This window comes from Streptomyces sp. B1I3 (genome assembly GCF_030816615.1).
Lineage (GTDB): Bacteria > Actinomycetota > Actinomycetes > Streptomycetales > Streptomycetaceae > Streptomyces.
On record NZ_JAUSYD010000001.1, the window covers coordinates 2318494 to 2337543 of the forward strand.

The following is a 19050-nucleotide window of genomic DNA, read 5'->3' on the forward strand; positions in this document are numbered from 1 at the left end:
AGCGTGCTTACTTGGCGCCGCCGGCCGCACCGCGGCGGATGCCGAGGCGGTCGACGAGCGCACGGAAGCGCTGGATGTCCTTCTTGGCCAGGTACTGAAGGAGGCGGCGACGCTGGCCGACCAGGATCAGCAGACCGCGACGGGAGTGGTGGTCGTGCTTGTGCGTCTTGAGGTGCTCCGTCAGGTCCGAGATCCGGCGGGAGAGCATGGCGACCTGGACCTCGGGGGATCCGGTGTCACCCTCCTTCTGGGCGAACTCGGACATGATCTGCTTCTTCGTAGCGGCGTCGAGCGGCACGCGTACTCCTCATAAGTGTTCGATGCGCCCACGAGTGCCCCTGGTCTGGATCTCAGGGGAGCTTCCGTGACTCGGAGGCGAAGGTCCGATGAGCGCAGCCCCCAGGATGACCCGAGGACGCGTACACAAACGGCCACCAGTCAGAGTACCAGCCCGTTCCGGCCGCCTTCGACGGATGTCAGCTGGTCATGGCCCGGGCCCGCATGAAGATGTCGAGTACGGCCAGGCAGAGCGGGACCAGGGAGAGCAGCAGCGCGCTCTCGGTGAGGTCGAGGAGACGGCCCCAGAAGGGGGAGAGGCCCTTGCGCGGGATGATCAGGCCGATCGCGGTGAGCAGGGCGGCGCCGGCCGCGACCGCTGCCGAGAGCCAGATCGTGCGGATGTCCAGGGAGCCCCGGTCGCCGTAGCGCACCAGGTCGTACAGCAGGTCGGTCGGCGGGTTGAGCGAGAGGCCGAGGACGAGCAGGGCGATCGCCCCGATGCCGGCCACCAGGACGCAGGCGACCTGGGAGGAGTAACGGAAGAGGCGGGCGCGCAGCAGCATCGCGAGCCCTGCGGTCAGCGCCAGGACCTGGCCCCAGATGTTGTCGGAGAAGCCGAGGACGGCGGCGGACCCCACGACGACCGCGGAGCAGCCGCCGACCAGGCCGAGGAGCATTTCGTGGCCGCGGCGGGCCTGGGCGGCGATGCGGTCGGCGTCGACGGGTTCGCCCTCGGCGTCGGGCGTGGGGCCCGGCTCGGCGAAGGAGTCGTCGTAGCCGGCGGGGGCGGTGCGCGGGGAGGCGTAACCGATGGGCAGCCGGGCGAAGCGGGCGGAGAGGCCGGGCAGGAAGGCGACCAGGCCGAGGGCCACGGGGGCGCAGACGGCCGCGGTCTCGGTGGCCGTGGCCTCGGTGAGGATCGCGACGAAGGTGGCGAGGGTGCCCACCGTGGCGAGGAAGGTGGCCGCGACGAAGGGCGCGTCGCCGCTCGGGGTGAGGGCGACCAGGACGACCGAGGCGAGCAGGACGGCGACGCAGCCGAGCAGGAACTGCAGCCGGCCGGGGCCCTGGCCCGCGTCCGGGCCGATGATGCCGGACCCCGCGATGAGGACGAGGGGCAGCGCGCCGAGTCCGAGGGCGACCGCCGTGGCGCGGTCCGCGTAGACCCGGGCGCGCACCCCCGCGAACGCGGTCAGCAGCAGGCCGGCGGAGCCGGCGATGATGCCGGGCAGGCTGTGCATGTCGTGCCGTACGGGATCGGCGAACCAGAGCACGAAGCCCATCAGGACGAGCAGCAGCACGCCTCCCACCAGCCCCGCGCCGCGCAGGAGTTCGTCGCTCCACAGGTGGCGGTCCCGGGTGACGGCCGAGGCGACGGCGTCCGAGACGTCGTCGAAGACGGCGGGCGGCAGTGACTGGGCGAAGGGCCGCAGGCTGAGGAGTTCGCCGTCGAGCACCTGCTGGGCGGAGAGCGTGCGGGCGCCGTCCAGGACGGTGCCGTCGCGGCGTACGAGGTGATAGCCGGCCGGTGTGCCGGCCGCCTGGGTCTGGCCCGTGAGACGCAGGATCTCGGGGTAGACGTCGGCGACGGCGATGTCTTCCGGGAGGGCCACGTCGATCCGGCTGTCGGGTGCCACGACAGTGACGCGGCAGAAACCCGTCGCTGCGGTCGTACTCACGTGTCTGGTCCCCCTGATTCGCGGTTGCGCACAGTGCGCGCGCCACCCTACCGGGAGGGGGAAAGGTGATCTGCAAGTAGGATCACCGTCGCGCGGATCCGAGTCCGCAGCAATCGCAGCCACGGGGGCGTCGGTGCGGGCGAACCGGCCTTCCGCCCGTCCGTATTGAGGGATTGATGTTCCGGTGAGCCAGATCGTCGTGAAACGGCCTCCGCGGTCTCTGCCGCCGGAAGTGCCCGCGGAAGAGTTGACGTTGGAGGCTCCTCCCGAACTGCCCCGCGGGCAGCAGGAGGGCATGCTGATGCAGATCCTGCCGGTGCTCGGCATGGGTTCCTCGGTGGTCTTCTTCTTCTCTCCGCAGGCTCCTCCGTTCATGCGGATCATGGGTGTCCTGATGCTGGTCTCGACCGTCGGCATGGTCGTCGCCCAGCTCGTCCGGCACCGTCGCGGTACGCAGGGGCAAATGGGCGATGTCCGACGTGACTACCTGAAGTACCTGGCGCAGACGCGCCGTACGGTGCGCAGGACGGCCCGTCTCCAGCGCGATGTGCAGCTCTATCTGCACCCGGCGCCGGAGCAGTTGTGGTCGGTGGTGGCGGAGGGCAGCCGGGTCTGGGAGCGCCGCGTCGGCGACAACGACTTCGCCCAGGTGCGGGTGGGGCTGGGTGCGCAGCAACTGTCGACTCCGCTGATCGCTCCGGACACGGCTCCGGTGGATGAGCTGGAGCCGATGTGCGCGGGGGCGATGCAGCAGTTCCTGGCGGTGCACGGCTCCCTGGACGGGCTGCCGATGGCGGTCTCGATGCGGGCCTTCTACCACGTGACGGTGTCCGGCCGGCCGGAGTCGGCGCAGTCGACGGCGCGCGCGCTCGTGGCGCAGCTGGTGACGCTGCACTCCCCCGAGGACCTGATGGTCGCCGTGGTGGCGGCGCCGGGCGCGGTGGCGCGGTGGGACTGGACGAAGTGGCTGCCGCACACGCAGGTGCCCGGGCAGATCGACGGTGCCGGTACGAAGCGGTTGTTCGGCGACGACCTGGGTGAGCTGGAGAAGCTGCTGGCGAGCCGGCTGGACGGGCGGCCGAGGTTCGGCCGGGAGAACCAGCCGGTGCTGGACCAGCCGCACATCGTGGTGGTGCTGGACGGCGGGATGGTGCCGCCGGACTCGCTGTTCGCGGCGGCCGAGGGCCTGCAGGGGGTGACGATCGTCGAGGTGGTGCCGGGCGAGCTCGACGAGCAGCGCGGTGGCCTGTCGGTGGTGGTACGGCCGGGGCTGCTGCGTCTGGAGTCGGGTGCCGGTCTCGCGTACGAGGGCGTACCGGACGTCCTGTCGCCGGAGGCCGCGGAGGCGCTGGCACGGCAGCTGGCGCCGCTGCGCATGGGCGGGGGCGACGACGACGAACCGCTGCTGGCCAACCTGGACTTCACGGACCTGCTGAACCTCGGGGACGCCGCCGCGGTCGACGTGACGCGCACCTGGCGGCCCCGGTCCGTCTCGGAGCGGCTGCGGGTGCCGATCGGTGTGGGTGAGGACGGCCAGCCGGTGATGCTGGACCTGAAGGAGGCCGCTCAGGACGGCATGGGCCCGCACGGGCTGTGCGTGGGCGCGACGGGTTCCGGGAAGTCGGAGCTGCTGCGGACCCTGGTGCTGGGGCTGGCGGTCACGCACTCCTCGGAGACCCTGAACTTCGTGCTCGCCGACTTCAAGGGCGGTGCGACGTTCGCCGGGATGTCGCACATGCCGCACGTGGCGGCGGTCATCACCAACCTCGCGGACGACCTCACCCTCGTCGACCGCATGGGTGACGCGATCCGCGGTGAGCTGCAGCGCCGCCAGGAGCTGCTGCGCTCGGCGGGCAACTACGCCAACATCCACGACTACGAGAAGGCCCGGGCGGCGGGCGCCGCGCTGGAGCCGCTGGCCTCCCTCGTCCTGGTCATCGACGAGTTCTCCGAACTCCTGACGGCCAAGCCGGACTTCATCGACATGTTCATCCAGATCGGCCGCATCGGCCGTTCCCTGGGTGTGCATCTGCTGCTGGCCTCGCAGCGCCTGGAGGAGGGCAAGCTGCGGGGCCTGGACACGTATCTCTCCTACCGGGTCGGTCTGCGTACCTTCTCCGCGGCCGAGTCGCGTACGGCGTTGGGTGTGCCGGACGCGTACCACCTTCCGTCGGTCCCGGGTTCGGGCTACCTGAAGTTCGGTACGGACGAGATGACGCGCTTCAAGGCCGCGTACGTGTCGGGGACCTACCGCACGGGTGGGCCCGACCTGTCGGTCGGGCAGCTGCCGATCGAGCGGCGGCCCGCCGTGTTCAGTGCGACTCCTGTGCCCGTCGTGTACGCGGCGCCGGATCCGGCGCAGCCGGCCGCCCCGACGGCGGAGGACGAGGCGCTGGCGGACACGGTGCTCGATGTCATCGTGCGGCGGCTGGAGGGACAGGGGGTGCCGGCCCACCAGGTGTGGCTGCCGCCGCTGGACCGGGCGCCGACGCTCGACCAGCTGCTGCCGGGACTGGCGCCGACCGCGGAACGCGGGTTCACGGCGACCGAGTACACCAGGCCCGGTGGTCTGACGGTCCCGCTCGGCCTGATCGACAAGCCCTTCGAACAACGGCGTGAGGTGCTGTACCGGGACTTCTCCGGGGCGGCCGGTCACATGCTGGTCGTGGGCGGTCCGCAGTCCGGCAAGTCGACGATGATGCGGGCGCTGATCTCGTCGTTCGCCCTCACCCACACGCCGCACGAGGTGCAGTTCTACGGGCTGGACTTCGGCGGTGGCGGTCTCGTCTCGCTGGCGGAGCTCCCGCATGTGGGCGGCATGGCCTCGCGGCTGGATCCTGAGCGGGTGCGGCGGACGGTCGCGGAGGTCGGCGGGGTGCTCAACCGGCGCGAGGAGTTCTTCCGCGCCCACTCCATCGACTCCATCGCCACCTACCGGCGCAAGCGCGCCCAGGGCGAGCTGCCCGGCGAGGCGTGGGGCGACGTGTTCCTGGTCATCGACGGCTGGGGCGGATTCCGTGCCGAGTACGAGGGCCTGGAGCAGGTCGTCACGGAGATCGCCCGCGCGCGGACTCGGGTACGGCATACACGTGGTGATCACCGCGGCCCGTTACATGGAGGTGCGGGCGGCACTGAAGGACCAGATCCTCGGGCGGCTCGAGCTGCGGCTCGGTGACGTCATGGACTCGGAGTTCGACCGCAAGGTCGCGGCGAACGTGCCCGCAGGTGTGCCCGGCCGTGGTCAGGTGCCGCAGAAGCTGCACTTCATGGGCGCCCTGCCGCGTATCGACTCCGTCAGCAGTGGTGACGATCTCTCGGAGGGCACCGCCGCGTTCGTGGCGGCCGTGAAGTCGAACTGGGCGGGGCCTGCGGCACCGTCCGTACGGCTGCTGCCGCGCAAGCTGCCGGCGGACCAGCTGCCCAAGGGCTTCGAGTTCCCCGAGCGCGGCATCGCGATCGGCATCGACGAGACCTCGCTGGAACCGGTGTTCGTCGACTTCGAGACGGATCCGTTCTTCCTGATCTTCGGTGAGAGCGAGTCCGGCAAGACCAACCTGCTGCGGCTGATCGCCAAGCAGATCGCGGAGCGCTACTCCCCCGACGAGGCGAAGCTGGTCGTCGGCGACTACCGGCGTGCCCTGCTGGGTGCGCTGCCGGAGTCCCACCTGCTGGAGTACGCGCCGATGGCGAGTTCCATGCAGATGCACATGGAGGCGCTCGCCGGGGTGTTCTCCCGGCGGCAGCCGCCGACGGACGTGACGCCGCAGCAGCTGCGGGACCGCAGCTGGTGGTCGGGCCCACAGATCTTCATCGTCGTCGACGACTACGACCTCGTGGCGACGAACGCGGGCAATCCGCTGGCGCCCCTCGCGGAGTACCTGCCGTTCGCCCGGGACACCGGGGTCCGGTTCATCATCGCGCGCAACTCGGCCGGCGCGTCGAGGGCGATGTACGAGGGCTTCATGCAGCGCATCAAGGAGCTGGGCGCGCAGGGCGTGGTGCTGGCGGGCGACCCGTCCGAGGGCGAACTGATCGGCTCCGTACGTGGCCACGCGATGCCGCCGGGGCGCGGCTACTTCGCGTCCCGGCGGCGCGGGACGCCGCTGGTCCAGACGGGGCGGCTGCCGGAGCAGCGCTGAGGGAGAGGGCGGTCCGTATCCCTACGGGCCCGACGGGCGTGAAGCATGTGACTGCGTGAGGAGAAGCGGTTCGATGGGCAGATCCCGGAACCTGCTGCGCTGGGGGACTGTCCTGGCGGTGGCCCTGCTGGCCGGCTGCCAGGGGAACACGGAAGGCTCCGGCGGCACCCGTGCGCGCGTGAGCGTCGAGGGCCTTGCGGCGAAGGCGGACGAGGTCGGTCCTGACGGCGCGGACACCTGCCCGCTCCCCTACGACTTCGCGAACGCCGTGTCCGCCGCGGAGATCACCGGCGAGACCGGCCCCGGCCCGGCGCCCGGTGGCGTGGACGAGCCCCCGGCCACGGCGGAGAACGGCCTCGAGGCGGAGGAGGGTGCGCCGTTCGCCCTCAACCCCGGCGCCCTCGTCAGCTGCTGGTTCCACATCGGGGGGCGGTCCCTGGAGGTCCACCTCGTCGCGACACGCAAACCGCTCCCCGAAGTGCTGCTGTCACCAGTGATACTCGAGGCCGGCGGGGAGGACGTCGACGCGCTGAAGGCCTACTTCCATGTGACGGGCGAAGCCGAACCGGGGCGACCGGTCCTCGGGAAGACCGGCGACTACGCCACCGTGCGGGTCGAGGCCGAAGGGCGAGGCGGTGCCGCCCTGCTGGTGACGCCGGGTGACGCGGGCGGCGGCCGCCTCCGGGGTGAACGGCTGTCGGCCCTGGGCCGGGCCTTGTACGAGCAGATCGTCCGGCCGGGAGCGGTGCCGGCACCACAGTCGTGAGCGGCGGCCGGAAGGCCGTTCCGGACTGCCGGCCGGGTTGATCACCGCCGGTCCGGCTGCGCCGCCCTGCGCGCCGGATGATCGTCCCGTTCCGGTCACCCCGGCGGGGCGGAGCGGGGATAATCGGCAGCCAGGTCGTAGGCACGAGGACCCGGCGGCGGATGTTTCCGCCTGGCAGGAAAGGCGTCTGATGGGCACTCAGCAGGAGAAGGACGAGCTGTACGCACTCGACATCTCGGGGGTGGAGTGGCTGAGCGCTCCGGGCACCGAGGAGGCGGAGGAGCGGGTGGAGATCGCCCATCTGCCGGGCGGCGCCGTCGCGATGCGGTCCTCGCTGGACCCGGGGACCGTGCTGCGCTACACGGAGGCCGAGTGGCGGGCCTTCGTACTGGGGGCGCGCGACGGTGAGTTCGACCTGAAGTAGTCCGGCCCGAGGCGGCGGGTCACACGGAAGAGGGGCACGGCCCGGTGGGCGTGCCCCTCTTCCGTGCGCGGTCCCGGGATCAGTACGCCTCGTCGAACAGGCGCGAGGCCTTGACGTCCGTGGAGCGGTAGCTGTCCTTGCCGTTCTCGATGATCTTCGCCGTCTGCTCGAGACGGTTCTTCATGTGGTCGGCCTTGCCCTTGTACTTGCCCTGGAGGACGACGTACCCGGCGTGGGCGTCACCGTCCCAGGTGTCGGTGACGACCTTGAGGGCGGCGTCCATCTCTTCGAGGTCCTTGATGATGTTGCGCGAGACCACACGGATGCGGTTCGCCATCTCCTGGACGCTCTCGTACTTGACCTTGGTGTTCGGATCTGCGGCCATCTGTCTGCTCCTCGGTGGTTCGGCGTACGACGGGTTCGTCGGAGTGCGGCAGCGCGCTCAGAGGTTGTTGAGCCCGGACGTGTTGCCCGAGGACGCCGATTCCTTCACGGCGGCGAAGGCCGCGCGGACCTCGTCGTCGTTGGCGTTGCTGAGGTTCTTCGTCTGGCTGACACCGTTGAGGAGCACCTGCAGCAGGCGGCGGATCTCGTCGTGGTCCTCGTTGATCGCGATCTGTGCGGATGTGAACCCGCCGGCGCCCACACCGGTCCAGCCCGCACTGACGGTGGCAAGGATGTCGGCGAGCTCGCGGGACTGCTTGGAGACCGCCTCGGCGGTCTCGATGATCTTGTTCTTCGCCTGGACGATCGGATCGTCGGCAAGTCCGAAACCCGAACCGGTGTTGCTCATCCGGAGGTCCTATCTCTCAGTTCCCGGGCCTGTCCGCGGGTCGCGGACAGGTTTTGCTGCACGGGTTCCCAGAAGCGTCCGGCGGCGCTGACGCACCCCGGAACCGGACTCGGCCACTTCTCGTTCCCCCGTCACACACGTGAAGTCTGCTACCACCCTAGTCATATCGTCTGCTCTCCCCAACTGGGCTTTGCAGGGAGAGATCTAGTTCACGGGAGGCCCGCTCAGCGCAAACCGCGCCGTCGCCGGACATCACGGACGACTGTCGCCGCACCGGCCACGACACCGACCAGGACGGCCGCCAGGGCCAGCGCGTAGGTGGCGTACCGCTCGCTGCGTTCCTGCGCGGTCTCGGACATCGCCAGGTGCGCGGGCTCGGGCGCGGGGGCCTTGGGCGGCGCGGGATCCGGGTGTGCGGCCTGGAGCGGGACGTCGTCCTTGTCCCCCGCCAGCGCCCGTACCGGGTCGACGACGCCCCAGCCGACGAAGTCGTCGTGGCCCGTGACGGAGCGTTCGGCGGTCTGCTCGATCCGGGCGACGATCTCGTTGGGCTTCCAGTCCGGGTACTTGGCGACGAGGAGGGCCGCCACCCCCGCGACGTAGGGCGCGGAGAAGCTGGTGCCGTTGTCGGTGCACTGGCCGTCGCCCGGGACGGTGGAGACGATGTCGACACCGGGGGCGGCGACGCCGACGAAGGCACCGGCCTGGGAGAAGGCGGCGCGTTCGTTGTTGCGGTCGGAGGAGGCGACGGCGAGGACGCCGGGGAAGGCGGCCGGGTAGGTGGTCTTCCGCCTGCCGTCCATGCCGTCGTTGCCTGCCGAGGCGACCACGACGATCTCCTTGGCGAGCGCCCTGGCCACGGCCCTGCCCAGCGCCGAGTCCTCGGTGAGCGGCTTGGTGGTGTCCTGGGAGATGTTGATGACGTCGGCACCCTTGGCGATCGCGTGGTCGATCGCGGTGGCCATCGTGGTGTCCTTGCCGCTGTTCTTCTCGTCGTTCTGCCGGATCGGGATGATCGTGGCCTCGGGGGCCAGCCCCACGAACCCCGTCCCCCGGCGGGGGCGGGCGGCGATGATGCCGGCGACCTTGGTGCCGTGGCCGACTTCGTCGGTGGTGCCGTCGCTCCTGCCGCCCTTGAGGAGGTTGCGTCCGGCGGAGGTGTCCACCGCCTTCTCGAGCTGCGGGTTGGCGTTGTCCACGCCGGTGTCGATGACCGCGACCCGTACGCCCTTGCCCTTGGTGTCCTGCCAGAGCTCGTCCAGCATGACGCGCTGGAGGGGCCAGGGGCGGCCCTCGAACTGCTTCTTCATCGGGAAGGTGCATTCGCCGCTGCCGTCGAGGACCGGGCCCGCCGGGTCCTTCGCTCCCGCGGCGGCGTACGCGGCGTTCGGCACGGCCAGTGCGGCGAGCGCCGCGGTGGCGGCCGTCAGTACGGCCGTCTTCCGGTACATCATGTGTTCCTCTCCCCCGGGTCCCCGCGTGCGTCCCCGTTTGTACGCGCGGTCAGGAGCCCTGGGGCTGGCGGGCGCTGTTGGTGTCGAGCCGGGGGCCCTTGGACAGGAACTCGGACCAGGCGATGGGGACGAGCGAGGGGGTGACCTTCTCGTATCCGAGCCGGATCTGCGCCTGACTGGCCTCGGGCCTGCCGTCCTGGGCCTCCTGCTGGTCACCGGCGCCGATGTCCGAGCGCTCGGCGTCGCTGTCGCCGTTCGCCTGCACCGCGTACCGCAGTCCCGTGTCGGTCACCAGGAAGAGTGACCCGTCGGGCTTCGTCTGCTTGCCCTGGACCTGTGTGTAGAGCAGGCCGCTGCCGGGGGTGACGTAGGTGCTGGTGCCCCCGGCGTTGATGGTGGCGGGGTAGGCGGTGCCCGCCCAGGTGGTCAGGGTCGTACGCCCCGTGTCGTCGACCTTGCGCAGCACGCTGCACACGGTGTCACGACCTCCGCCGCCGGTCGTGGAGTTGACCTGCTCGGCCTTGTGGGCGGGCCAGTGGGCGGCCTGCCCCGCGAAGGGCCGCGTATCGGGGACGAAGTCCTGCAGGCCGACGGAGCGGGCCTCGCTGTCGAGGTTGAGCAGCGCGGTCTGCGGGGAGTTGATCAGCAGCCAGGCGGTGAACTCGGAGACCGGCTGGACGGTGCCGTCCAGGACGACGTAGAAGGCCGTTCCCTCGCCGGTCCTGGTCCGCAGGACCATGCCGACCCTGTTCTCCTCGGTGGAGAGCTGGCCCTCGATGTGCGCGGGCGCGCCGATCGTCCCGGGGATGTGCGGGAAGACGAGCGGGCTGCCCTCGTGCAGGGTGGCGAGCCAGTCGTCGGTGACGGGCTGCGGTCGGCGGCTGCCGACGAGCGCGTTGGTCAGGTGCCCGTTGTCGGTCGCGCTCTCGTCGATGCGGTATCTGGTGCCGCTCGCGTCGACGAGGTGGCGGACCTGGTCCTGGCCCTGCACGTAGAGCACCTGGCCGCCGCTGAGCTGCTTCGCGCCCTCGGTCAGCTTGTTGTCCCGTTCGGCGAAGACGAAGGCCGCCTTCTGCACCGAGTTGCCCTTGCCGCCGGGCTGCTCGCAGACCGCCCACCGCTTGGCGGTGCCCGCGTCGTTCGCCTCGGGGAGCCGGTCGGGGGCGTACGGGATGCCGAGGATCGGTCCGCGTGGCGGCTTTCCGGCGTCCAGGATGTCGTCCCCGACCTGGACGACGTCGAACTGCTGGGGGGTGAGCAGGAGCCGCGCGGAGGCGAGGTTGAGCACGGGGTGCAGCAGCGTCTTCCTGCTCTTGCCCTTGCCCGTGCTGAGGACGACGTAGCGGGTGGTGGACTTCTTGCCGACGATCACCTTGGTGCCCGGCTTGTCCCAGTCCTTGGGCGCCGTGGGTTTGAACATCCCCCAGGCCCCGAAACCGGCCATGATCAGCGCTCCGACGATCAGGCTCGGGAGGACGGCACGCAGCGGGCGGGGGGCGCCCTCCTCGGTACCGGTGGGCGAGGGTTGGAGGAAGGCGGCCACCGTGCGCTTCTTCGCAAAGGTGTACGCGTTGAGCTCGTCCCGCCGTGATGCCATGAGTGTGTCCGTCTCCCGTGTCTCCCCGCGCGGCCCAGGAGCGTGAGCATCCCCGCCCCCTGTGCCGGACCCCGGATGCCGGACCTGGTGCCGGACCGGCCCCCTACTATGCCTGCTGATCGCGTGCGCCCGTGGGCCGGGTAGGGTGATCCAGCCGCCGAAGCCCCGGCGGGAGCGGGGCGACCGGGTGGAGTTGGGGCCTTATGAACGGGGGAATGCCGGAATGATGGCTTCCGCGACACGGACACGTCCGGCCGGGAACACACCGTCGTCCGGGGGGCCCGGAACGGGCGGCCCGGGAGGCTCCCGCCGCCGTTCGCGCACGTCCCCGAGTGGCCCGGCCGGCCCCGGCGGTGCTGCCGCGCCACGGCTGAACGGACGTGCCGGACAGATCGGTTCGTTCCGATTGCAACAGCTCGTACTGATCGAAATCGCGGCGGCGCTGCTGCTGGCGGCCTGGGTGATCGAGCCGCTGCTCCTGGTGCCGGCCGGCGTGGTCGCCGCGGTGCTGGTGCTGCTCGCCGTGGTCCGCAGGCACCGGCGTTCGCTGCCCGAGTGGCTGGGCACCGTCCTCGCGCTGCGCGCCCGCAGCCGCCGGGCGGCCTCCTCGGCGGTGCCCGTGGGCACGGAGCCGGGCCTGGCGCCCGCGGTGGAGTGCGAACCGGCCCTGCGCACGTACTCGTTCAGCGACCGCGACCGGCGCCCGGTCGGGATGATCGGCGACGGCACGTACCTCTCCGCCGTCGTCCAGGTCGAGTCCGACGCCACCGCGCTGCGGCCCGACCGCTCGGCGCGGCCACTGCCGCTGACCCTCGTGCGCGAGGTGCTGGAGGTCGACGGAATCCGGCTGGAGTCGGCGCAGATCGTCCAGCACACCCAGCCGGCCCCCGCCCCGCACCTTCCGCCGCAGTCGGTGGCGGCACGGAACTACGCGCCGCTGCAGGCCCGGACGGGCTCGCCCGCGCTGCGGATCACCTGGATCGCGCTGAAACTGAACCCGGAACTCTGCCCCGAGGCGGTGGCCGCGCGCGGCGGCGGGATCGTCGGGGCGCAGAAATGCGCGGTACGGGCGGCGGACCAGCTGGCGAGCAGGCTGGCCGGGGCCGGCTTCCGCGCCACGGTGCTGACCGAGCAGGAGCTGACGTCGGCGATCGCCACGTCGTCGTGCGTCAGCCCGCTGGCGATGGCGCAGGCCAGCCGTACGGAGGCACCCGGCCGCCGGACCGAGGAGACCTCGCGCACCTGGCGCTGTGACGACCGGTGGCACACCAGCTACTGGGTCAGCCGCTGGCCGCACCTGGGCGGTGGGGGCGCGTCGATGCCGCAACTGGTCGCGCTGCTCACCTCGATACCGGCGCTGGCCACGACGTTCAGCCTCACGCTGGGGCACGGTGACCGCTCGTCCGTCTCGGTCACGGGGCACGTCCGCATCACCGGGCGCAGCGACGAGGAACTCCTCGCCGCCCGTCACGAACTCGAGCGCACCGCGCGCGGCGTCAAGGCGTCGCTGGTGCGGCTGGACCGCGAACAGCTGCCCGGAGTGCTCGCCACACTGCCGCTCGGGGGTACCCGCTGATGTCCGCCACTGCGAACGCCCGGTCCCGGCTGGGTTTCGGTCTGATCGGCCCGCGCCGCGGCCGGCACACGGTATCGGTCGACGAACTGGCCTCGCTCGCCGTGCCCGTCGGGGACGACGGCACGGTCATCGGCGTGGACGCGGAGGGCCGTCCGGCGGTCCTGGGCATCAACCGGCCCACTCCGTACGAGGTGACGCTGATCGGCGGGCTCTGGACCGCTCAGGTGCTGGCGCTCCGCGCGGCGGCGACGGGTGCCCGGATCGCCGTGGAGACCGGCCGGTCGCAGGCCTGGACGAGCCTGGCGCAGGCGGCGGGCGGCGGGCAGCCGTGCATCGCGCTGCACGAGGTGGGACGGGTGCCGCCGCAGGGCGCGTCGGCCGGGTCCCCGGTGGTCGTGGTGCGCGACTGCGGCATGCGGCCACCGCGTGGCCGGGTGGTGGCGGGGCCCTGGCAGTCAGTGGTCACCCTGCTCCCGTACCTGAGCCCGGTGGCTCCGCGGCTGATGGAGAAGTCGGCTCTCGTCGGCATCCAGCGGGTCTCCCCCGACGAGGCGGCACAGATCGGGCGGATCATGAACCTGCCGCCCGCGGAGACCCAGGCGCTGTCCACGCTGGCCGACGGGGTCACGCTGTGGTGTACGGGCGGGGACCGGCAGTTCGTCATGACGCAGGCCACCGACGCCGAATCGGGGTTGCTGGGCAGCGCGCGCCGCATGGACTGAGCGGTCCGGCGGACGGCGGACGGGCCGGCCGTCCCGGCAGCGGTCCGCCGGAGGCCTGCGGCCCCGGCGGCAGGGACGGGCTTCACGCCGGACGCCATCGGTCCGGTCGCACGGAACGGGACGCACGGAACCGGGCGCACGGAACGGGACGCGATTCGTGCGCGTATGCACGTCTTCGGCCGCTTCGGCCTGCGGCGCTCGGCACACCCGGTTCTCTTGTGTGCGGTGCCTGACCCACTGGACAGTTCTTCCCGGGTGGTAGGCCCTGCCGCACTGCGCCCGATGGCGATTAGGGTGGGTGGGGGCGTGGCAGCGGAACCTGCGGGCAGGCACTGCGCGTCGCAAGGGGGAGAGCCGGGCGGACCGGACAACGGGAACGGTCGCCCCCACCCACCACGGCACAAGGGTGCTCGACCACACCAGGAGGCAAAGTGAACGGCGATCGGGACGAGATCCGCGGGGGATGGAACACACCCGCCGACGAGTCGTCCGACGCGGAGCCCGCCGAGATGACGGGTGAGTTCACCATCGACTACACCCCGCCGGCCTGGTACACGCAGAACGCGTCGGGGGACTCGTCGGGCGGGGCGGGGTCGCATCTGGCTCCCCCTCCGCCGCCGCACGGCGCTCCGCTGTCCGTGCCCGGACCGCCGGCCGGTGGCGGCTTCGAGCCCAACTGGCCGCCGGCGGCGCCCGGTCCGTCCGTGCCGCCCGTGGCCCCGGCTCCGTCCGCGTCCCCCTCTTCCGCTCCCTCGGCGCCGTCCCAGTCCGCGCCGGCTACGCCGTCCTCGGAGGCCGGCCCTGTCCCGTCCACCGCCGCTCCGGGTCCGTCCGGATCGGCGGAGCCGGATGCGGGAAGCGGCGCGTCGGGCCCGTTCGGTGGCGGCGACCTGGAGAGTGGCGCGACGATGCGCTTCTCGCCCGCCGCGCTCAAGCGGGAGATCGCCGAGCGTGAGGCGGCTGCCGACGCCGCCGGTCCCGCGTCGGACGGTCCCGCGTCGGACGGCCCCGCGGCTCCGGCGGAGGCGTACGTCCCGGCCTCTCCGCGTGCCGGGAAGCCGGGTGGCTCCGGTGACGTGGGTGCGAGCGACGCGGCTCCGTCCGTGGTGGTGAACGGGACGGCCGCGGGAGAGCCTTCGGGGAGTGACGACACGTCCGGCGGCGACGAGGACGTCCCGGCGTCGGACGCGGACCCGGTACAGGCATCCGCCGGCGCCGACGTGTCCGGGACGGACGCCGTGCCGTCGGACGGACCGGCACCGGACACGGAGCCGCAGGACACGCCGCAGGACACAGTGGGTCAGGACGGTTCGCCGGCAGGAGCCCCGTCGGCCGGTGGCGCACCGGCGGAGGAACCACCGGCACAGGAATCGTCCGGCGGGGGATCGCCCACCGAGGGATCCCCCGCCGTGGAGCCGCAGGACGCCGCGCCGGCGAACGTACCGGCCCCCTGGTCCCCCGCGCCGCCCGCGCAGGGTGCCCTGCCACCGCTGCCGCCCGCCTTCCAGCCGGCCGCGCCGCAGCCCAGCGCGCCTCAGCCGGCCCCGCAGTGGCCCGCGACCGCGTCGGCGCCCCCACCGCCCGCGCCCGCGCCGTCCGGCGAAGCCGCAGGCGGTTACGGATTCCCCCAGGCTCCCGCCCCGGCCGGCGTCCCGCTGCCGCCGGCCCGTCCCGACGCGCATGCGCCGCAGGGCGGTTACGGGTTCCCCCAGGCGCCGCACCAGCAGTTCCCGGCGCAGGGCGGCTACGGGTTCCCGCCCGGTCCCCCCCAGGCTCCGCAGCAGACACCACAGGCCCCCCAGCCGCACGTCCCCGCGCAGGGCGGCGTTCCGCTGCCCGCCCAGGCTCCGCTCCCGCCCCAGGTCCCGCAGGCCCCGCTCCCCCAGCAGCAGCCCGTGCCGCACCAGGGAACGCCGAATCTGCCTGCCCCACAGGCCCAGCAGCAGCCCGGCGCCTACCGGCCCCAGCAGCCGGGCCACCAGGCCCCGCCCGTCGACCCGCGCACCGGAGCCGCCTGGCCCACGCCGGTCACCCACGACCAGCGCGAGCGCTCCGTGCCGGGCGCACCGCTCGGCTACACGGCCGCGGTGGAGCTCTCCTCGGACCGGCTGGTCCGGGGCAAGCAGAAGGCCAGGAGCAGCCGTACGCCCTCCGCCGCGTCCCGGTTCAAGCTGGGCGGCAAGAAGGAGGAGATCGAGCGGCAGCGCAAGCTGGACCTGATCCGGACGCCGGTGCTCTCGTGCTACCGGATCGCCGTGATCAGCCTCAAGGGCGGCGTGGGCAAGACCACGACGACCACCGCGCTCGGCTCCACCCTGGCCACCGAGCGGCAGGACAAGATCCTCGCGATCGACGCCAACCCGGACGCCGGGACGCTCGGCCGCCGGGTGCGCCGCGAGACCGGCGCCACCATCCGCGACCTGGTCCAGGCGATCCCGTACCTCAACTCGTACATGGACATCCGCCGCTTCACCTCGCAGGCGCCCTCGGGTCTGGAGATCATCGCCAACGACGTGGACCCGGCGGTCTCCACGACCTTCAACGACGAGGACTACCGCCGGGCGATCGACGTCCTGGGCAAGCAGTACCCGATCATTCTCACGGACTCGGGCACCGGCCTGCTCTACAGCGCGATGCGCGGCGTACTGGACCTCGCCGACCAGCTGATCATCATCTCGACGCCGTCCGTCGACGGGGCGTCCAGTGCGTCCACCACGCTGGACTGGCTCTCGGCGCACGGGTACGCGGATCTGGTGCAGCGTTCGCTCACCGTCATCTCCGGTGTCCGCGAGACCGGAAAGATGATCAAGGTCGACGACATCGTCCAGCACTTCGAGACGCGCTGCCGCGGCGTCGTGGTCGTGCCGTTCGACGAGCACCTGTCGGCGGGCGCCGAGGTCGACCTCGACATGATGCGCCCCAAGACCCGCGAGGCCTACTTCAACCTCTCCGCCCTCGTCGCCGAGGACTTCCAGCGGGCCCAGCAGCAGCAAGGGCTGTGGACGTCCGAGGGTGGCAGCCCTCCCCCGCAGTTCGCCCCGCCGATGCCGGGCGGGCAGGCGCCGGGTCAGCCGGCCCCCGGCCAACCGCAGTACGCGCCCCAGCAGTACCCCGGGCAGCCGTACGACGGCCGGCCCTACCCCGGGCAGCCGCAGCCCGGGCAGACGCAACAGCCCTACCCGCCGCAGCAGTACCCCCAGCAGCCGTATCCGCAGCAGCCCTACGGAGGCCAGCAGCCCCCTCCCGCCGGCCCCGGGCAGCCCTATCCGCCGCACCCCGGCCCCGGCGCGCAGCAGAACGGCTGGCAGCAGAACGCCGCCCAGCCGAACGGGGCGCAGCCGAACGGGGCGCAGCCGAACGGCTGGCAGCAGTCACCGCCCTCCCAGGCGCAGTCGGGCGCGGGCCAGGCCGGACCGCCGCCGGCACCCGCGCACCCCGATGGCCAGGCACATCGGCCCGACCAGCCCGAACTGCAAGGTCCCGTTCCGCCGGCCGGCTGGCAGCAGTACCCGCCGCAGCCGCCGCCAGCGCCTCAGCAGTAAGGCAGTAGAGGTCTAAACCAATGAGGGCCCGCACCGTTCCCGACGGTGCGGGCCTTCTTGTATTCCCGCAGACCACACGCGGTTTGGCCGACCGTTGACGCGACTCGACCGCCGCTGATAAACCTTCGCTTCACCAGCTGGCGAACCAGAGATCTGCCCGCCTTCACCGTGCGAGTCATGACGCGAGGTCCACGTCCTATGGTCACAAGATTCCCACCACGCTCCTCCCGCCCACGCGGCAGCGTGCGCCTCCTGCTCGCCTCCGGCGCCGCCGCCCTGGCACTGGCCGCCGGTTCCGTCGTTCCCGGTAACCCGGTCGGTCCCGCCCCCCAGGAGGCGCAGGCGGCCGACGGCGGGAAGTCGACGCTCACGGTCGCGGTCGCGCAGAGCGTCGACTCCCTCAGCCCCTTCCTGGCGCAGCGGCTGCTGTCCACGAGCATCCACCGGCTGATGTATGACTTCCTGACCAACTACGACGCCAAGGACAGCCACACGATCCCCGGGCTCGCCACCAAGTGGGAGCCGTCGCCGGACAAGCTGACGTGGACGTACACCATCCGCTCCGACTCGAAGTGGTCGGACGGCGAGAAGGCCACCGCCGAGGATGCGGCCTGGACCTTCAACAAGATGATGACCGACGAGGGCGCGGCCACGTCGAACGGCAGCTTCGTCGGCAACTTCAAGAAGGTGACCGCCCCGAGCCCGGACAAGCTGGTCATAGAGCTGAAGCAGCCGCAGGCCACGATGACGGCGCTGGACGTGCCCATCGTCCCCAAGCACGTCTGGGAGAAGGTCGGCGACTTCTCGAAGTTCAACAACGACACGAAGTTCCCGATCGTCGGCAACGGGCCGTTCATCCTGACGGACTACAAGGTCGACAGCTATGTGAAGCTGAAGGCCAACAAGGACTTCTGGCGGGGTGCGCCCAAGTTCGACGAACTCGTCTTCCGGTACTACAAGGACCAGGACGCGGCCGTCGCCGCCCTCCGAAAGGGTGAAGTCTCCTTCGTCGCGGGAAGTCCCGGCCTGACCCCGGCCCAGGCCGCGTCGCTGAAGACGGCAGACGACATCAAGGTGAACGACGCCCCCGGCCGGCGCTTCTACGCCCTGGCCACGAACCCGGGCGCGCGCACCAAGGACGGCAAGAAGTTCGGTGACGGGCACCCGGCGCTGCTGGACCAGAAGGTCCGTCAGGCACTCTTCATGGCCGTCGACCGCACGGCCGTCATCGACAAGGTCTTCCAGGGTCACGCCGTGGAGGGCGAGGGCTACATCCCGCCGCGCTACGGCTCCTACTTCTGGAAGCCGTCGGCCGAGCAGAAGATCGCCTACGACCCCGCGAAGGCCGCCGCCCTCCTCGACGAGGCCGGTTACAAGAAGAACGGCGCGGGCAAGCGGACCGGCAAGGACGGCAAGCCGCTCGACTTCCGCATCCTGTGCCACGCCACGGACCCGAACGACAAGGCGATCGGCAAGTACCTCCAGGAGTGGTGGGGCGACCTCGGCATCGGCCTGGAGGTCGACTGCCGCGACAACGTCTCCGACCCCTGGTACGCGGGCGAGTACGACCTTGCCTTCGACGGCTGGTCCGTCAACCCGGACCCCGATTTCGTGATGTCGATCCACACCTGTGCGGCGCTGCCCGCCAAGGCGAAGGAGTCGGCGGCGACGGACAACTTCATCTGCGACAAGCGGTACGACGAGCTGTACGCCGAGCAGCTGGCGGAGTACAACCCCGCCAAACGGGCTGACCTCGTCAAGCAGATGGAGTCGCGGCTGTACGACACGGGGTACATGAATGTCATGGCGTACCCGAATGCCGTCGAGGCCTACCGCACCGACCAGATCAAGTCGATCACGACGATGCCGTCCGACGCGGGCAACATCTTCGGTCAGGACGGTTACTGGAGCTGGTGGTCGGCGGTTCCGGCCGCCGGTGCGTCGGGCGGTCCGTCCGGCGACAGCGGCAGCTCCACCGGTGTCCTCGTCGGTGTCGGTGTCGCCGTAGTCGTCCTCGCCGGTGGCGGGCTCCTGTTCGCCATGCGTCGTCGTTCCACCGCGGAAGACCGTGAATAGCAC

At 71.6% G+C, this 19050-nt stretch carries 12 protein-coding genes and 1 pseudogene; 7 read left to right on the top strand and 6 right to left on the bottom strand.

Annotated features, from left to right (window positions below):
* Nucleotides 1-7: 7 nt before the first annotated feature.
* Entirely contained in the window at nt 8-298 is a 291-nt protein-coding gene (rpsO, locus tag QFZ58_RS10485; protein WP_003965855.1) for a 30S ribosomal protein S15, read from the bottom strand.
* Between the two features lie 178 nt (nt 299-476).
* Entirely contained in the window at nt 477-1958 is a 1482-nt protein-coding gene (gene eccD, locus QFZ58_RS10490; RefSeq protein ID WP_307124660.1) for a type VII secretion integral membrane protein EccD, read from the bottom strand.
* A gap of 184 nt (nt 1959-2142) precedes the next feature.
* On the opposite strand from eccD, the pseudogene eccCa reads away from it, so the two are divergent.
* The 3 genes and pseudogenes from eccCa to QFZ58_RS10505 all read left to right on the top strand — a co-directional run bounded on the left by eccCa (nt 2143) and on the right by QFZ58_RS10505 (nt 7287).
* Nucleotides 2143-6097, top strand: a pseudogene (gene eccCa / locus QFZ58_RS10495) (type VII secretion protein EccCa).
* A 73-nt stretch (nt 6098-6170) separates the two neighbouring features.
* Nucleotides 6171-6863 (top strand): hypothetical protein, encoded by a 693-nt coding sequence (locus QFZ58_RS10500; RefSeq protein ID WP_307124661.1) that lies wholly within the window; start codon nt 6171-6173, stop codon nt 6861-6863.
* 190 nt (nt 6864-7053) lie between these two features.
* Nucleotides 7054-7287, top strand: a complete 234-nt coding sequence (locus QFZ58_RS10505) for a DUF397 domain-containing protein (protein ID WP_072489308.1) — start codon at nt 7054-7056, stop codon at nt 7285-7287.
* A 79-nt stretch (nt 7288-7366) separates the two neighbouring features.
* Here the strand turns inward: QFZ58_RS10505 and QFZ58_RS10510 are convergent, their stop codons facing one another.
* The 4 genes from QFZ58_RS10510 to eccB all read right to left on the bottom strand — a co-directional run bounded on the left by QFZ58_RS10510 (nt 7367) and on the right by eccB (nt 11131).
* Nucleotides 7367-7672: a WXG100 family type VII secretion target gene (locus tag QFZ58_RS10510; RefSeq protein ID WP_307124662.1), complete on the bottom strand. Its 306-nt coding sequence runs from the start codon at nt 7670-7672 to the stop codon at nt 7367-7369.
* Nucleotides 7673-7729: 57 nt separating this feature from the next.
* A complete protein-coding gene (locus QFZ58_RS10515) occupies nt 7730-8080 on the bottom strand; it encodes a hypothetical protein (RefSeq protein ID WP_307124663.1) in 351 nt (116 codons plus the stop codon).
* Nucleotides 8081-8304: 224 nt separating this feature from the next.
* Nucleotides 8305-9534, bottom strand: a complete 1230-nt coding sequence (gene mycP, locus QFZ58_RS10520) for a type VII secretion-associated serine protease mycosin (protein WP_307124664.1) — start codon at nt 9532-9534, stop codon at nt 8305-8307.
* A 49-nt stretch (nt 9535-9583) separates the two neighbouring features.
* On the bottom strand, nt 9584-11131 hold the full coding sequence (gene eccB, locus QFZ58_RS10525) for a type VII secretion protein EccB (protein WP_307124665.1): 1548 nt from the start codon (nt 11129-11131) through the stop codon (nt 9584-9586).
* Nucleotides 11132-11354: 223 nt separating this feature from the next.
* Between eccB and eccE the strand changes: the two genes are divergently transcribed.
* From eccE to QFZ58_RS10545, 4 genes are all read left to right on the top strand, one after another.
* A complete protein-coding gene (gene eccE / locus QFZ58_RS10530; RefSeq protein ID WP_307124666.1) occupies nt 11355-12707 on the top strand; it encodes a type VII secretion protein EccE in 1353 nt (450 codons plus the stop codon).
* Nucleotides 12707-13429, top strand: a complete 723-nt coding sequence (locus tag QFZ58_RS10535) for a hypothetical protein (protein WP_307124667.1) — start codon at nt 12707-12709, stop codon at nt 13427-13429. Before eccE ends, QFZ58_RS10535 begins: the two co-directional genes overlap by 1 nt.
* 431 nt (nt 13430-13860) lie before the next feature.
* Nucleotides 13861-16971: an SCO5717 family growth-regulating ATPase gene (locus tag QFZ58_RS10540; RefSeq protein WP_307124668.1), complete on the top strand. Its 3111-nt coding sequence runs from the start codon at nt 13861-13863 to the stop codon at nt 16969-16971.
* Between the two features lie 198 nt (nt 16972-17169).
* Nucleotides 17170-19047, top strand: coding sequence for an ABC transporter substrate-binding protein (locus QFZ58_RS10545; protein WP_307124669.1), 1878 nt, complete (start codon nt 17170-17172; stop codon nt 19045-19047).
* Nucleotides 19048-19050 lie beyond the last annotated feature (3 nt).

Coding starts and splice junctions, on each gene's coding strand:
- QFZ58_RS10500 (WP_307124661.1), top strand. CDS start 6,171: ATGGGCAGATCCCGGAACCTGCTGCGCTGGGGGACTGTCCTGGCGGTG.
- QFZ58_RS10505 (WP_072489308.1), top strand. CDS start 7,054: ATGGGCACTCAGCAGGAGAAGGACGAGCTGTACGCACTCGACATCTCG.
- QFZ58_RS10510 (WP_307124662.1), bottom strand. CDS start 7,672: ATGGCCGCAGATCCGAACACCAAGGTCAAGTACGAGAGCGTCCAGGAG.
- QFZ58_RS10515 (WP_307124663.1), bottom strand. CDS start 8,080: ATGAGCAACACCGGTTCGGGTTTCGGACTTGCCGACGATCCGATCGTC.
- mycP (WP_307124664.1), bottom strand. CDS start 9,534: ATGATGTACCGGAAGACGGCCGTACTGACGGCCGCCACCGCGGCGCTC.
- eccB (WP_307124665.1), bottom strand. CDS start 11,131: ATGGCATCACGGCGGGACGAGCTCAACGCGTACACCTTTGCGAAGAAG.
- eccE (WP_307124666.1), top strand. CDS start 11,355: ATGATGGCTTCCGCGACACGGACACGTCCGGCCGGGAACACACCGTCG.
- QFZ58_RS10535 (WP_307124667.1), top strand. CDS start 12,707: ATGTCCGCCACTGCGAACGCCCGGTCCCGGCTGGGTTTCGGTCTGATC.
- QFZ58_RS10545 (WP_307124669.1), top strand. CDS start 17,170: ATGGTCACAAGATTCCCACCACGCTCCTCCCGCCCACGCGGCAGCGTG.